Genomic DNA, 13,192 nt, shown 5'->3' with positions numbered 1-13,192 from the left:
GGGAAGGCCCTCAGCCTTCGGCGTGCCGGGCGATCCAGGACAGGGCCGCCGCGCGTTCGGCCTCGGTCGGAGCGGGGCACAGTTGATCCGGGTGATGGAGCAGGCAGTGCCCGCGGGCGGTGCGCAGGCCCATCGCGCGGGCCGCCGGGGAGAGGCCGGGGTGTTCGGCGACCTCCACGGCGCGCTGCCACCAGCCCCGGCTGCGGGGGTCGACGGCGTAGTGCCACAGCGGTTGTCCGGGGTCGGCCACACCGATCAGCACCTGGCACAGGTCGTGCTCGCGGATGCCCGGGGTACCGATCAGCCGGTCGGCGACGAGCAGCGGGTGTTCCCCGTCGAGACGGGCCCGGACCAGTACCCAGGTCATCAACTGACCCACGTCGTGGGCGGGTGAGACGACGAAGTCCCACAGCTCGGCGGCCTTGGCCTCGTCGGGGGCGCCGAGGTGGGTGAGGAGCCGCAGCTCGTCCTTCCAGGCGGGGCGGGCTCCGTTCCACCAGGAGACCAGCTTCCCCGCGGCCGGATGGTCCAGGTCCAGGGCGAGACAGGTCAGGGTGACGAGCGGATGGCGCCACTCGGTGTACGTGGTCCGGTACTTCTTGGTGAGGTCCTTCAGCCGGCGCGGCAGCAGCGCCTCGACGTCGGAGTCCGTGGCCAGACCGTGGGAGAGCAGGAGTTCGAGGCAGAAACCGAGTCCTTGCAGACCGGTGGCCGGGTCGCTCACCCGCTCCCGCAGCCAGCGCACATCGGCGTCGGTGAGCGTCCGGTACCGGTGCCAGACGTCGCCCAGCGTGCCTTCGTACGCGGTGAGATCGGGTCCGGTGCCGGACAGGAGGCCGTCCCGGGCGGCCTCGTAGCGGTCCACCGCGGCCAGTACCTCGGCGGTGCCGGTGCCGACGAACACGGAACGGCCGGGCCGGAGCGCCTCCTCCCGTACGAGGTCCGCGTGGTCGCGGGCCGCGTACGCCGCGAGGACACGCAGGGAGCGCGGCAGCCGGTCGTCGGTGCCGAAACGGATCGCCGCGAGGGCCGCCCACTGCCGCTCCGTGTGGTGGTCCGCCCCCGTCCGACGGCTCCAGTCGGCCGTGACAGCGCCGATCAACGCGTGGTACAGCTCGCGCAGCGCGGTCTCCGGGACACCGGGCGCGGCGAGTTCCGCGGCGAGGGAGGCCGCGGCCCGTACCGCGTCGGGCTCGTGGACCGAGCGGTGCAGTGCCAGCCAGGCGGGGACCGCGCCCCGGTCTCCGGCGAGCGCGAACCCGCGCACGACGGCCAGGCCCCGCTCGGACGGCACCTCGCGCAGGACGCCGGACACCCGGGAGCCGAGCGCGGCGACGATCTCCCACGCCTCCTCGTGGCCGTGGCGCAGCAGCGCGTGAAGCAGCTCCCCCCAGGCGTCCCATTCCGCGAGCCGCCCCTCGTACCCGACCCGCCACGCCCGCAGCAGCCGCTCGGTCTCGTCGGGTGTGAGCCCGTCCCGCCGCTCCAGCGGGATGGCGAACCGGGTCGCGGCGGAGAGGTCCAGGGGGTCGCGCAGCCGGTCGTGGAGCCATTCGGCCTCGACCGGGGAGAGCGCCCGGTACCGGGGGGTGGAGGTACGGCGGTCCACCGGCTCGTCGAGCGCGTCGAGGAACTGGCGTACGCCGTCGGGGTCCATGGGGTCGGGCAGGCCCGCGTCGTCCCGGTGGGTGACCCGGTCCAGCCGGAAGGCGCTCCGCGGCCCGCCGTCGACGACCCGGAAACCGGTCGGTCCCTCGCCGAGCCCGGCGGCGACGGCGGCGTGGTCGCCGCCCCAGTGCAGCAGCAGTTCGCCGGTCAGGGCGCCGGATCGGTCGAAGGCGCGCTCGTGGGACTGCCAGTGCCAGTACGCGAAGGAGGCGGGGCCGGTGCTGCCCCGCGCCGCGAGGAGTTCGGCGGCGTCCTCGTGACCGTCGGACTGGGTGTAGCGGCCCCGCTTCGGCGGCGGCAGGACGAGGAACCCGTCGCCACCGAGCCCCCGCCACCAGGCCGTGATCGTGGCGAGGTCCGGGCGCCGCCGTGCCGCACGGTGCCCGGGCGGGGCGGTGTCGGGGCTGTTCACCTGCTGCTCCCTGAGGTTGCCGGGGTGTCCCGGACGGGGTTTCCGTCCAGGACACCACCCTGCCACAGGGGTCTGACATCCCGTCTTCTCCGTGCGGTGGTGGGCCTCTCGACGCGTTCCCGGCGGTCGGGGCGCGCGGTGCTCGGGTGAGGGGTGGTGGTGTGCCTGGCGGTCGCCCGTCCGGCGGTCGGGTGCGTGAGCGGTGGTCGGTGTGTGAGCGGCGGTCGGGTGCCTGGTGGTCGGGTGTGTGACCCGGTGGTCGGGTGAGCGGTGGTTGGGTGTGTGAGCGGTGGTCGGGTGCCTGGTGGTCTCTGTCGGTGAGGCGCATTCCGGCAGGGGTCACACCCCGGTCCGGCGGCCTCGGGAGCTGTCGGGCACCTGTTGCGGCAGTGGCCTTTCCTGCCACCCTGGAAGCCAGGGGGGACACGCTTCCCGGCCGGCGCTGACGACCGGACGGATTCGACGGGGGAGAACCGATGGCAGGCTTCCTGAGCGGCTTACCGACCTTCTGGGCCTTCGCGGTCGTCTGGACCGGCGCTTTCGCGGCGTTCATGGCGTACTCGCTGATCCGCCTCCGGCTCCGGCTCCGGCGTGACCGGAGGATCATCGGACGCTTCTTCGAAACCGGTGCCGCCCAGCCCGTTCTCGCCATGTACCACCTCGAAGGAGAACAGGCGGCGACCCAGGCCGGGCTTCTGCTGCTGTCCCGCGGAAACCGCCCCTCCCGCAGCCAGCGCCGGTCGGTACGGGAAGGCCGGTCGGTGCAGGAAAGCCGGTCGGTGCAGGAAAGCCGGTCGGTACGGAAGAGACGACCGGAGTCGCATCCCCTGCTGGCGGCGCTCCAGACGGCCGTTCACGACGCCGGAGGAAGCGGTTCCGTGGAGGAGGTGAGGGTGTCCCCCCATTTCCCGGCCTTCACGGCCCAGTTGCAGCAGGCGGCACGGCGCAGCCTCCCCGCATGTCGGACGCGCGGCGTGCCCGGTGAGACGGAAGCGCGGGCGGCGGTGTTCGGCCTGCTCGCCGTCCTGATCCACGGCATCGGGTTCTATACCCGCCAGCCGGGCGCGGACGGGATCTGGTTCCTGATCGCCCTGGCCGTGCATGTGCCCGCGGCCGTCTGGCTCGTGATGACGAACGACAAGACGCGACAGGTTCAGTGGCCCGAGTTCGAGGCGCGGTGCGAGCGCTGCGTCACCCGGGCGCGGGTCCGCGTCCACAGACCGGAGCGGGCCGCCGGTGCGGACCCCGCCCCTTCCTCCGGCTGGGCCCGCGACGCCGACGGCGGTGTGGGCGCGGCCAGCTCGTGCGGCGGTGGCGGCTGCGGCGGCGGGGTATGAGCCGACCGGGACGCCTGGCCGGGACCCCTGGCAGAGGCTCGGACCCTGCGCACGAGGCTGCCCCCCCTCGGTGCGGACTCGACCGCTCCGCTCAGACATCCGCCCCACGCGGGCGGGGCGGACGCTGCGCGACCCGGGGATTCATCGAGCCTGGCCGGCCTCTGGGAGTGACCGGTCCGGCCCGACGCGAAGGCACGCCATCGGCACCGCCGCGAGGACCTGCCGGAGACGGGTGGTCGACGGAGGGGCACGGAAGCGGCGCGGCGCTCCTCGCACCCCGAGGCCGCCGCCGAAGACACCGCCGCCCGGCCCGGGAAGCGGCCGCATCCCGTGATGACCTTGCCTCGGGCGCGGCCCGCCGACCAGGATCGTCCTGCCTCCCGCGGACCCCGTGCGAGGCACCAGCCTCAGGAAGGACAACGGGGACATGTCGATACCTCAGGGCGCCCACAAGGTGAACTACTACATCTCGCAGTACGCCGAGGACGGCTCGGTGGAATCGGCGCTGTCGTTCTCGCTCCCGCTCGAACCCGACCCGGAGCTGACGGACAGAGCAGCCGCCGCGGCGGCACAGGGCATCGTCGACACTTTCAAGGCCGCGCATCCGCACGTCCCGGTGCGGGTCGGCCGCGGCTACGACTGCAAGGTGCCTGGCGCCCCGTGGCCGTCCAACCCCGCCTGACCGGACGGATCGTCACCCTCCCGCCCAGGGCCTGGCATGGGGCCCCTGGCCGCGATGTGCCCCCAGTGCGGTCCTGGCCGAGGAGCGCAACCGCTCCGTGCGAGATGCCGGAATAAGGCCCTTCCGAAGCGGTCCAGCGCCAGGAAATGACATCGCGGTCCTGGTGGAGGCGGTACGGCGACGGGTCTCCACAGCGCGGGCGGACTGCCACTCTCCGGTTTCCTGGCCGAGCGGGAAGCGGCCGTTGGCTGGGCTGGACGGGGCGGCGGCGTCCAGAGAACCGGCCATGTGTCAGTCCCACCAGAAGGTCCAGTACTCCGTGTCGACGAGCCGTTCGGCGTAGGCGTTCAGCGAGGGCGGCCCGGCGCCCTGCTCTATGTTGTCGGGGCAGAACGCGAAGTGTTCGGCGGCGACGGCCAGCGCCTCGGCATGGCTGGTGGGCGGCGCGGCGACGCTCAGGTGCAGTGTGTCGAAGCCGATGGCGACGACACGGGCGCCGAAGCGCTCCTCCCAGCTGCGGACGACGGCGGCGCATGTGGCGGTGTCGCCCTCGTGGTTCACCGGGCCCTGCCAGCCGAGTGCGGCGAGGGTGTCGGCGCCGCATTCGGCCGCCACCAGACCCAGCCGGGCCTCGGGGTGCAGGGAGGCGAGGAAGTCGGACCACTCGACGGCCGTCCTGTCGGCGCCCGCCACATCGGCGCGCGCGGGCGCCGGGCCGGGCCAGGTCTCACCGAACGGTGCCGTGACGGCGAGCCGGGCGGCGCGGGAGGAGGGGTCGTCGTCCTTGTCGGGGGCGGTGTGTCTCTGCCACCAGCGGGCCAGCAGCGCGTACGGGTCGTGGTCGCCCGGAGCGGACATGCCCTGCGGGTACAGCTCGCCCGTGGCCCAGGGGCGGCAGTCACCGTCGCCGTCCACCGGTATCAGCAGCAGCGGCCAGAGCCCGGCACGGGCGCCCAGCACCCGCGCCCAGAGCCCGGCGGGCGCCGGTCCTTCGCTCAGCCACAGGCGCGGCTCGACGCCGGTGCCCTCGTCCGGCGTGATCATTCGGCCGGGCGGCAGCGCTGTGCCGACGGACCGCAGCAGTTCGGGCAGCAGTTCGGAATCCACGGCAACGACGCTACCGCCGAGGTCTGACAACGGCTCCCGTCCACCGTGCGCGACCTGGTACCGCGCGGACCCCACGCACCACGCTCCGGCTCTCGGCCGTTCCATCCGCCACCCATGCGCCGCCTGCGGTCGTGAGCCGGACTCCTGGGACGAGGAGGGGCCCGGCAGGTCGAGCCGTCGCCGCGAGACGACATATGCGTTCTCCTGCGGAAGCGCACCCTGACGGGCAGCTCGACCATGGTTTCGGCGGAGCCGTCCGGAGTCGTCACACCTGTGCGGATGCCAACCCCAGCGATGACACGGCGTCGGCAGACGTGTGGGGTGCGCCGTCCCGGCACAAGTAACGAGCACCGTACTTGTGCCGGTCGTTGTTCCTGGTGACGGCCCCGGCTCAGCGCTGGAATGGACATGAGGCCCCGGAGGGCTCGGCAACGGGAGTGCGGGAAGGGCCCCCGGCGGAGTCCGGTCGAAGGGTGCCTCCGCTTTTCCCGCAAAGATCATCGGGTGAACAGCGCTGTCGGCATGGACCGGTCGGGCCTTTCACCCCGTTGGAGACAAGGAAGAACATGAGAGTCGGAACAAGTGCGGCCGGGCTCGTGGCCGCCGCGTGCGCGAGCGTCCTTCTGGTTCCCAGCCCGGCCGCGGCGGCCTCCCAGGCCAAGCCCGTCGGCCACTGTGTCGTCGATCTCGCCACAGAGAGGATCACCTGCTACGACACCTTCCGGGAGAGCATCGCCGCGGCCACCGGCGGGCGGATCACCGACGCTCCCGCGACCCCGGCGAAGGCGGCCGAGGACAAGCGGTTCCTGGCCGAGCTGGACGCGCCCGCCGGGAATTCCGCCAAGGCCGCGGCCAAGGCGAACACCTCACGGACCAGCCCCCGCGCCGCGAGCCAGGTGGTGGGCGGCTTCGTCTACGAGGACTTCAACTACGGTGGCTGGTCCTGGACACTGACGATCCCCTCCCGGTGCCGGAACGACGGGGCCTGGGACGCGACCTACGGCGACCTCGGAAGCTTCTGGAACAATAAGATCACCTCCGTGATTCCCGCGGGCAACTGCCACATCGAGCTGCACTCGGACCCCCACTACCAGGGCGCGCGCCAGATGTACACCTCCAGCACTCCCTATGTCGGCGACGCGATGAACGACCAGGCCAGCTCCATGGTCCTGACGTAGAACGGCGGCTGACGCCCGCCCCGCCGGGAGCGGGGCGGGCGTCAGTGGCGGGCGTGGTCGAGGGTGTGGAGTTCGGTGGCGGCCTCGGCCTGGCGGGGGTGGTGGTGGGCGGTGAGGGTGCGCAGGGCAGCAGCCAGTGCCGCGCGTGCTTCATCGGGGTGGTCGAGACGGCGCAGGACGCATCCGAGTTCGAGCTGGGCGGGTCCGGCCCACCCCGGCATGTCGAGTGACTCGAAGACCGCCAGGGCCTGCCGCAGGGGTGCCTCGGCCTCCTGCCAGCGGCCGAGGGCGGCGTGGTCGTTGCCGAGGTGTTGCAGGGTGACGGCCCGGTAGATGGCGCGGAGGTGGGGTGCCACCTGGTGCAGGACGCCTTCCTCGCAGATCTCCAGGCTGCGCCGGTGCACCGCGGTGGCCTGGTCGGCCCGGCCGTGTCCGCGCAGCGCCTCACCGAGGGTGTTGAGGGTGGTCAGCAGGGCGAGCCTGCCCTGGAGGGTGAGATTGTCGCGATGGCAGTCGGCGGATTCGTCGAGCCGGGCGATGGCCTCGTCGATCCGTCCCAGGCGGCGCAGCGCGCCGGCGCCGCATCCGAGGGCCCAGCCGGTCTGGAGCGGGTCGTCGCAGGCGCGGGCGACAGAGAGCGCGGCGTCGGCGGCTTCGAGGGCGGCGAGGGGGTTGTGGGCGCATCTGTTGTGGGCCCAGGCCAGGTAGTTCAGGTGGGTGGCCTCTTCGTGCGGGCTGCCGAGGGCGCGGGCGGCGTCGACGCCGATTCCGAAGACGTCGACCCACTGGCGCCAGTGCTGGGTGAGGTCGGAGAACCAGTGCATCGCCAGCGCGGTGTCGAGGACCTGCCGGTGTCGACCTGCGGCGTGGGCGTGGTGAAGGGCGGCGAGCCACTGGTTCCGTTCGGCCTCCAGCCAGGCGCGGGCCTGGTCGCGACCGGCCGGGGCGGTCGCGGGGTCGGGGTCACCGGTCGGGGCGTCATGCCGTTCGGCGTCGAAGTGGAGGGCCGTGGCGGTGGCCCGGGCCAGCATCCAGCGGGAGAGCCGGTCCAGCGCCGCGTCCCGGGCCGGTGGATCGTCCTCGGCCGTCATCCGTTCGGCGGCGAAGAGTCCGAGGAGGTCGTGGAAGCCGTAGCGCTCGGCCGCAGGGTCGGTCTGGAGCAGCCCGCGGTCGCAGAGTTCCTCCAGACGGAGCCGGGCGTCGCGGAGCGGGATGTCGGCGAGGAGGGCGGCGGTCTCGGGGCTGACATCGGGGCCCGCCGCGAGGGCGCAGCGCCGGAGGAGGAGGCGGGAGGCGTCGTCGAGCTGCTGGTAGGAGAGCGTGAAGGCGGCCCGCACTCTCAGGTCTCCGGTCTGGAGCAGGTCGAGTCGGCACTCCTCGTGGCTGAGGAGGGCGGCGAGTTTGCCGAGGGTCTCGTGTGGTCGGGCGGCGAGGCGTTGTCCGGCGATCCGGAGGGCCAGTGGCAGGCGTCCGCACCGGTCGGCGAGGTCGCGTGCGGCCTGGGCCTCGCGGGCGACCCGCTCCGGGCCGACGATACGGGTGAGGAGTGCGACCGCTTCCTCGCGGCGCAGCAGGGGCAGGTCGACGCGGTGGACGGCTTCAAGGCCGGTGAGACTCTTGCGGCTGGTGATGATGGTGAGGGAGGTGCCGGAGCCGGGGAGGAGGGGCCGTATCTGGTTCTCGTGGGCGGCGTTGTCGAGTACGAGGAGCAGGCGGCGGGTCGCGGTGAGGGAACGTAACAGCCCGGCCCGGTCCTCCAGGCTCCGGGGCACGGCCTGACCGGCGACCCCGAAGGCGGCCAGCAGCCGGAGCAGCGCCTCGTCCGGCCGGACGGGTTCGGTGTCCATGGCACGCAGATCGAGGCAGTACTGCCCGTCGGGGAAGCGGGGGGCGAGGCGGTGTGCGGCGTGCACGGCGAACGCCGTCTTCCCCAGGCCGGGGGCGCCCGCGACGACGGCCACGGACGGGCCGCCGGTCTCCGCGCTGTCGGCCAGGTGCTCCAGGGTGGTGAGAGCGGCGGCGCGGGCGGTGAAGTCTCCGGCGTCCCGGGGCAGCGAGAGAGTGCCCGAAGGCGCCGGACCGGCCGCCGGGCGGACCCGCTGTCGCCCGGGCACGGCCGCGTCCTCCAGCGACCGGGTCCGGTCGGCGTTCAGTCCCAGCGCCCGGGCCAGGGCCTGGACGCTCTGTCGCTGCGGCCCTGTGGTCCGACCTCGTTCCATGTTCGCCAGCGCCCGGACGCTCAGTCCCGCGCTGTGGGCGAGCTGCTCCTGACTCAGTCCGGCGCCGAGGCGCAGGGCCCGCAGGCGCTGTCCGAACTCTCCGGGTGTCGAGCGGGTCATGTCCGGGCTTCCCCCTGCTGTCCGCACCCCCAAAGAGGGGGCGTATCGGTCCGGTACACGTTTCAAGTACCGTGTTTGTGCTGGTCATTGTGGCTGATGACGACCATGGACCGGTGCGGGGACGGGCATGGGCCCGGCGGACCCTTCGCGCGTGGGGAGCGGGGCGGGCCACGGCCCGGTGCCGGGCCGCTCGGGAGCCTACTGGGTGAGCAGTTCGAGGCCCTGCTCGTCGAGGTAGGTGTTGAGGGCCGCGTACCAGCCCTTGCTGGCGCAGGCACGGCTGGTGTCGCCCTGGCATGCGGCAGGGTGGTTGCCCTTGTCCGATGCGGAGACGATTCCGTTGGCCCAGACATGGTCACCGTTGTTCTGGGCAACGGGCCCGCCGCTGTCGCCCGGCCCCCAGACCGCCTGCCCGGCGGGCTTGCTGACCTGGACGGTCCGGTAGACGGGCTGAGAGCCGCTGAGCCAGATGGTCTTCTCGGTCGCCTCGATCCTCAGGTCGCAGATAGTGCCCGACGACGCTCCGGACGAGCAGACACGCTGCCCGACATGGTTGCCGTTGAGTCCCCTGACCGGCAGGGTCTTCTGACCCGAAGGACTTCCCACCCAGGGGCCCCACCATATGCGGGGCTGGAAGAAGCGGTTCGCGCCGTTCTGTTCGGGGTACAGGATGCTCGCGTCGCGGTCATGGGTGGCGGTGTCGATCCAGGCGAAGGGCCGGCTGGAGGGGTACTCCGGACTGTATGCCTTGCCCCACTGGCTGCCGCAGTGCGCCGCACTGGTCGTCAGCTGCACCGCCGTTCCCGGATAGCGCACACCGAATGCGGTCGAACAGACATACTGCTGACCGTCCTTCGTGAACATCCATCTGGCGCCACCGTACGCCTGCTGGCCATTTCTTCCGACAGCGCGCGCTCCCACTGACGCCTTCCCCACCGACGCCTCGGGCGACGCGCTCTCCACCTTGACGACCGCGACCCCGCCGGTGATCCCCGAGACGCCGCGGGAGAAGGCTGTGGCCTTCCGCGCAGCAACGGGCTTGCCGCCTTCCGCGGCCACACCGACCAGCAGGCCCTTGCCGTCCGGGCTGGGCCCGATCGAGGTCAGCCCGGGGAGCGCCCCCCACTGCCTGACGACCCGGTCCCGAGCGGTCTTGAGCTGGTGCTCCGTGTACGGGGCCGTCGCCACCCTCACCTTCACCCGCCGGTCGCTCCTCATCGCCTGACGCACCTGAGCCGGGACGCCGCCCTTCCAGTAGAGCGTGATGCTCGACCTCTCCGGGGCGGTGATCAGTCCGGCGTACCCGCCCTGCCGCGGCAGCGTCCGCGAGGCCGCGACCAGGGCGTCGGCCACCACGCCGACCCGCTGGTGCTTCACCAGGAACGCAGCCCCGGAACTTTCGACTCCGGCCGTGGCGGGCCGGGCCGCGTGGGAAGGAACGGCGGTGAGACCGGTGATGGTCAGCCCGGCGAGAGCGAGGGCGCCCAGTGACAGCACCGGGCGACGCGAGAACGGTATGGGCATGAAGATCCACTTCCTGTGGGAGGACGGCACGCTGAAGGCGGATTCCTCCTGACGAGAAACCGCCGTGCTTGAGTTCAACACCAGGTCATCGCTCTGACCAGGAAGAACCGACCAGCAGAAGGAGAGCGCGCCGTACTTCTGCCGGACCGGTGCGCCTCCTTCGCGGGTTGCAGGCGGCGGCGGGAGCCCGGACTGTGACGCGGTTGCGGTCCCGGGCGCGCCCAGCCCGGGGAGGGCAGCGTCCGCCGTCCACGCGGCGCGTGAGGCACAGGCCGCCCGCGATCCGGCGGACCGGTGCCAGAGGTGCTCCGCCACGGCGGTCTGTCCTGCACGGCCGATGAACCGCAGGCCCTGTCCGCGGTGCCAGGCAGGGGCCGGGTAAGGGCGCGGCCCAGCGAGCCGCCTCACCGGGGTGGCCGCGGTGGCGGTCGAGGGGGCGCCGAGGCGGTCCTGGTGGAAGTGGGACGCGAACGGGTCACCGGGCGGATCGCCGTCGACACGACGGCTGACCCTGACAGCACCATGGTGCCGTCACGCCACGACAGCACCGTTCACCTGCATCTTTCTCATCCGCGCCGCGAATGCCCCAGGCCAGGACCGCCCTTCGAAGCGGTGATGGCAAGCGTGGAGAGCTGATGGTCGATCACGTATGTGATGTTGGCCGAACATCATAGGCCGGTGCCCGCTTCGGTCCGTGCCCCGGCGGGGTGAGTTGGCAGACCGGGTGACGTCAGCTAAAGTTGCTGGCCAACCGCTCGCTGTTGGTGAGCCCGCGTCGCCGTTCCCTGCTGACGCGCCCTCCCACGGCGGTTCCTGCGGACTTGGGCGTCTCCCTCGGCTCCGCCCTCTCGTGCTCCCGAGCCTTCCTCACACCCCCTCTCCGAGCAGCAGCGTTCACCGTCACGGTGGCGCCTTCCGGCTGCGCCCTCCCCCTCAACGGCATCTCTCCCGATCCACCACCCCAACCGCCGCACGACCGTGCGGCGCTGTACCGACGACGCTGCCGCCGCAGCACTGGAAGGAGGTCAGGGGCCCTATGGAGACACCGAGCCGCACCGTCCGGCGCAGCGCCCTACTGGCCATGTCCGTGGGGGTCTTCTGCATCCAGTTGGACGCGTTCGCGCTCAATCTGGCCCTGCCGGAGATCGGCCGTGACCTGGGCGTCGAGGGCGCTGGGCTCCAGTGGGTGATCAGCGCCTATCTGCTGTCCACGGGGACGCTGATGCTGGGCGCCGGACGCCTGGGGGATCTGTTCGGACGGCGGCGGCTGCTGGTCTGGGGGCTCGTCCTGCTCGGGGTCTCCTCCCTGGTCTGCGCGCTCGCCCCGAACCTTCCCACGCTGATCGGCGCGCGGGTGGCCCAAGGGGCGGGGGCCGCGATGATCATGCCGGTAGGCCTTTCCCTGCTGACCAATGTCTACCCCCCTGAGCTGCGCGGCCGGGCCACCGGCCGGGCCCTGGGCATCGGCGGGATCGCCACCGCCTGCGGTCCGTTCATCGGCGGGGCCCTGACCGATGCGGTCTCCTGGCGGGCGGTGTTCTGGCTCAACATCCCGCTCGCCGCGCTGGGCGCGGTCTGGGCCTCCCGTACGGCGGAGAGCTATGACACCGCCACCCACCGCCGGGTCGACTGGACCGGGCTGTTCACCGCGACGGCCGCGCTCGCGGCCTTGGCCTTCGCCATCGACCGGGGCCAGTACGGGCAGTGGTCCACCGCACTGGCCGGGCTGGCCTTGGTGGCGGGGCTGCTGATCTGGTTCATCCACCAGGAGCGGGTGACGTCAAGTCCACTGGTCGAGCTGACCCTCTTCCGCAACGGCCCGTATGTGGCACTGACGCTCGCCGGTGCGGTGGTCAACACCGCGACCGTCATGCTGCTGTTCGTTGTCCCCCTGACCCTCCAGGGCCGATGGGAGCTGCCGGTGGTCACGGCGGGCATCGCCTTCCTCGCACCGGCACTGGCCATGGCCGTCGCCGGCCCCCTCGCCGGGCGGGTGACGACGTCGGGCGCGGTACGGGTGATGGCCCTGTGTCTCAGCGCGGGGGCCGCCGCCCTGGCCCTGCTCAGTTGGGCTTCATCGCTCACCGCATATCTCGTCGCGGCCATGGCGGCGGGCCTGGCCCTCGGGACAGCGAACTCCCTGACCCTTATCGCCACCCAGGCGGTGATCAGACCGGAGCGGGCCGGGGAGGCCTCCGGCGTCACCAAGACGGTCATCACGGTCGCGGCCGGCCTCGGCGTCGCCCTGACCGGCGCCGTCACCGAGCAGCACCATGGCGCGGCGACATCGGAGGCCGCCGCTACCGCCCTTCAGATCACCGCCCTGGCCTGTCTGGCCGCCTGTCTGATCCTCGTGGCATGGACCCGGGCCCGGGAGCGGCGCCTCCCGACTCCGCCCACCCAGGCAGAGAGCCGGCCCCGTGGCCGGTCGGCGGCGGGGGCGGAAGGCCCTCGGCTGCCGTAGCGGGCCGCGCCGGGTTCAGCAGCGGACGGAGGAGGCGGTGTCGTTCTCGTTCGCCGGGAGGTTGATCCGGTAGGTGTTGTTCATGCGGTGGCCCTCTCCCGTCATGCCGATGTGCGGGAACCACATGCAGTACCGGAAGGTGTCGTTGGACCAGGACGACATCACGTCGTTGAAGCCGTAGTCGCCCAGATTCGAGATCGAGTTACCGCCCTGGAGGGCGATTCCACCGCCGGTGTAGTTGGCGTCACGGTAAAGACAGAGACTCTGGGTCGGACAGTCGGAGCCGGGGAAGCTCACGATGGCCCTGGGCGCGGGGTCGGGCGCGGCAGCCGCCGGGGCGATCGGTGTGGCGATGGACAGGGCCGCGGCCAGGACCGTGAGACGACGCACGGATACCTCCAGTGAGAACGGAGACGGATAAGGGGTGTCGAGCGTGGCGGGCGGGACACCGGCCGTCAGCCACGGCGGTCCCCGCCCACCA

At 72.4% G+C, this 13,192-nt stretch carries 9 protein-coding genes; 4 read left to right on the top strand and 5 right to left on the bottom strand.

The genetic code is table 11. The features are described 5' to 3' along the window. Positions 1-10 precede the first annotated feature (10 nt). Positions 11-2,080, bottom strand: a complete 2,070-nt coding sequence (locus CRV15_RS32750) for a hypothetical protein (RefSeq protein WP_009999392.1) — start codon at positions 2,078-2,080, stop codon at positions 11-13. 476 nt (positions 2,081-2,556) lie between these two features. Here CRV15_RS32750 and CRV15_RS32745 point away from each other — a divergent pair, with 476 nt between their 5' ends. Continuing rightward, positions 2,557-3,417: a hypothetical protein gene (locus tag CRV15_RS32745; protein ID WP_003952899.1), complete on the top strand. Its 861-nt coding sequence runs from the start codon at positions 2,557-2,559 to the stop codon at positions 3,415-3,417. 427 nt (positions 3,418-3,844) lie between these two features. Beyond that, positions 3,845-4,099, top strand: a complete 255-nt coding sequence (locus CRV15_RS32740; RefSeq protein ID WP_009999390.1) for a hypothetical protein — start codon at positions 3,845-3,847, stop codon at positions 4,097-4,099. 291 nt (positions 4,100-4,390) lie between these two features. Here the strand turns inward: CRV15_RS32740 and CRV15_RS32735 are convergent, their stop codons facing one another. Further along, positions 4,391-5,206, bottom strand: coding sequence for a DUF4253 domain-containing protein (locus tag CRV15_RS32735; RefSeq protein ID WP_003952896.1), 816 nt, complete (start codon positions 5,204-5,206; stop codon positions 4,391-4,393). A 566-nt stretch (positions 5,207-5,772) separates the two neighbouring features. Here CRV15_RS32735 and CRV15_RS32730 point away from each other — a divergent pair. Further along, positions 5,773-6,384: a peptidase inhibitor family I36 protein gene (locus CRV15_RS32730; protein WP_003963382.1), complete on the top strand. Its 612-nt coding sequence runs from the start codon at positions 5,773-5,775 to the stop codon at positions 6,382-6,384. Positions 6,385-6,425: 41 nt separating this feature from the next. On the opposite strand, the gene CRV15_RS32725 is transcribed toward CRV15_RS32730, so the two are convergent. Together CRV15_RS32725 and CRV15_RS32720 are read right to left on the bottom strand one after the other, a co-directional pair. Next, positions 6,426-8,723 carry an ATP-binding protein gene (locus tag CRV15_RS32725; protein ID WP_003963381.1) on the bottom strand — a complete coding sequence of 766 codons (2,298 nt, stop codon included), beginning with the start codon at positions 8,721-8,723 and terminating at the stop codon, positions 6,426-6,428. Between the two features lie 198 nt (positions 8,724-8,921). Then, positions 8,922-10,247, bottom strand: coding sequence for a chymotrypsin family serine protease (locus tag CRV15_RS32720; RefSeq protein ID WP_003963380.1), 1,326 nt, complete (start codon positions 10,245-10,247; stop codon positions 8,922-8,924). 1,036 nt (positions 10,248-11,283) lie between these two features. Between CRV15_RS32720 and CRV15_RS32715 the strand changes: the two genes are divergently transcribed. Next, entirely contained in the window at positions 11,284-12,711 is a 1,428-nt protein-coding gene (locus CRV15_RS32715; protein ID WP_003952891.1) for an MFS transporter, read from the top strand. Positions 12,712-12,726: 15 nt separating this feature from the next. Here the strand turns inward: CRV15_RS32715 and CRV15_RS32710 are convergent, their stop codons facing one another. Continuing rightward, positions 12,727-13,101 (bottom strand): peptidase inhibitor family I36 protein, encoded by a 375-nt coding sequence (locus tag CRV15_RS32710; protein WP_009999386.1) that lies wholly within the window; start codon positions 13,099-13,101, stop codon positions 12,727-12,729. Positions 13,102-13,192 lie beyond the last annotated feature (91 nt).

The organism is Streptomyces clavuligerus, assembly GCF_005519465.1.
Taxonomy (GTDB): domain Bacteria; phylum Actinomycetota; class Actinomycetes; order Streptomycetales; family Streptomycetaceae; genus Streptomyces; species Streptomyces clavuligerus.
Note: the sequence above shows the minus strand (reverse complement) of the source record. Positions and strands in the feature narration are given on the sequence as shown.

Excerpts from the sequence above, each read along its gene's own strand:
- CRV15_RS32745 (WP_003952899.1), top strand. The coding sequence starts at position 2,557 with ATGGCAGGCTTCCTGAGCGGCTTACCGACCTTCTGGGCCTTCGCGGTC.
- CRV15_RS32740 (WP_009999390.1), top strand. The coding sequence starts at position 3,845 with ATGTCGATACCTCAGGGCGCCCACAAGGTGAACTACTACATCTCGCAG.
- CRV15_RS32715 (WP_003952891.1), top strand. The coding sequence starts at position 11,284 with ATGGAGACACCGAGCCGCACCGTCCGGCGCAGCGCCCTACTGGCCATG.
- CRV15_RS32725 (WP_003963381.1), bottom strand. The coding sequence starts at position 8,723 with ATGACCCGCTCGACACCCGGAGAGTTCGGACAGCGCCTGCGGGCCCTG.
- CRV15_RS32730 (WP_003963382.1), top strand. The coding sequence starts at position 5,773 with ATGAGAGTCGGAACAAGTGCGGCCGGGCTCGTGGCCGCCGCGTGCGCG.
- CRV15_RS32720 (WP_003963380.1), bottom strand. The coding sequence starts at position 10,247 with ATGCCCATACCGTTCTCGCGTCGCCCGGTGCTGTCACTGGGCGCCCTC.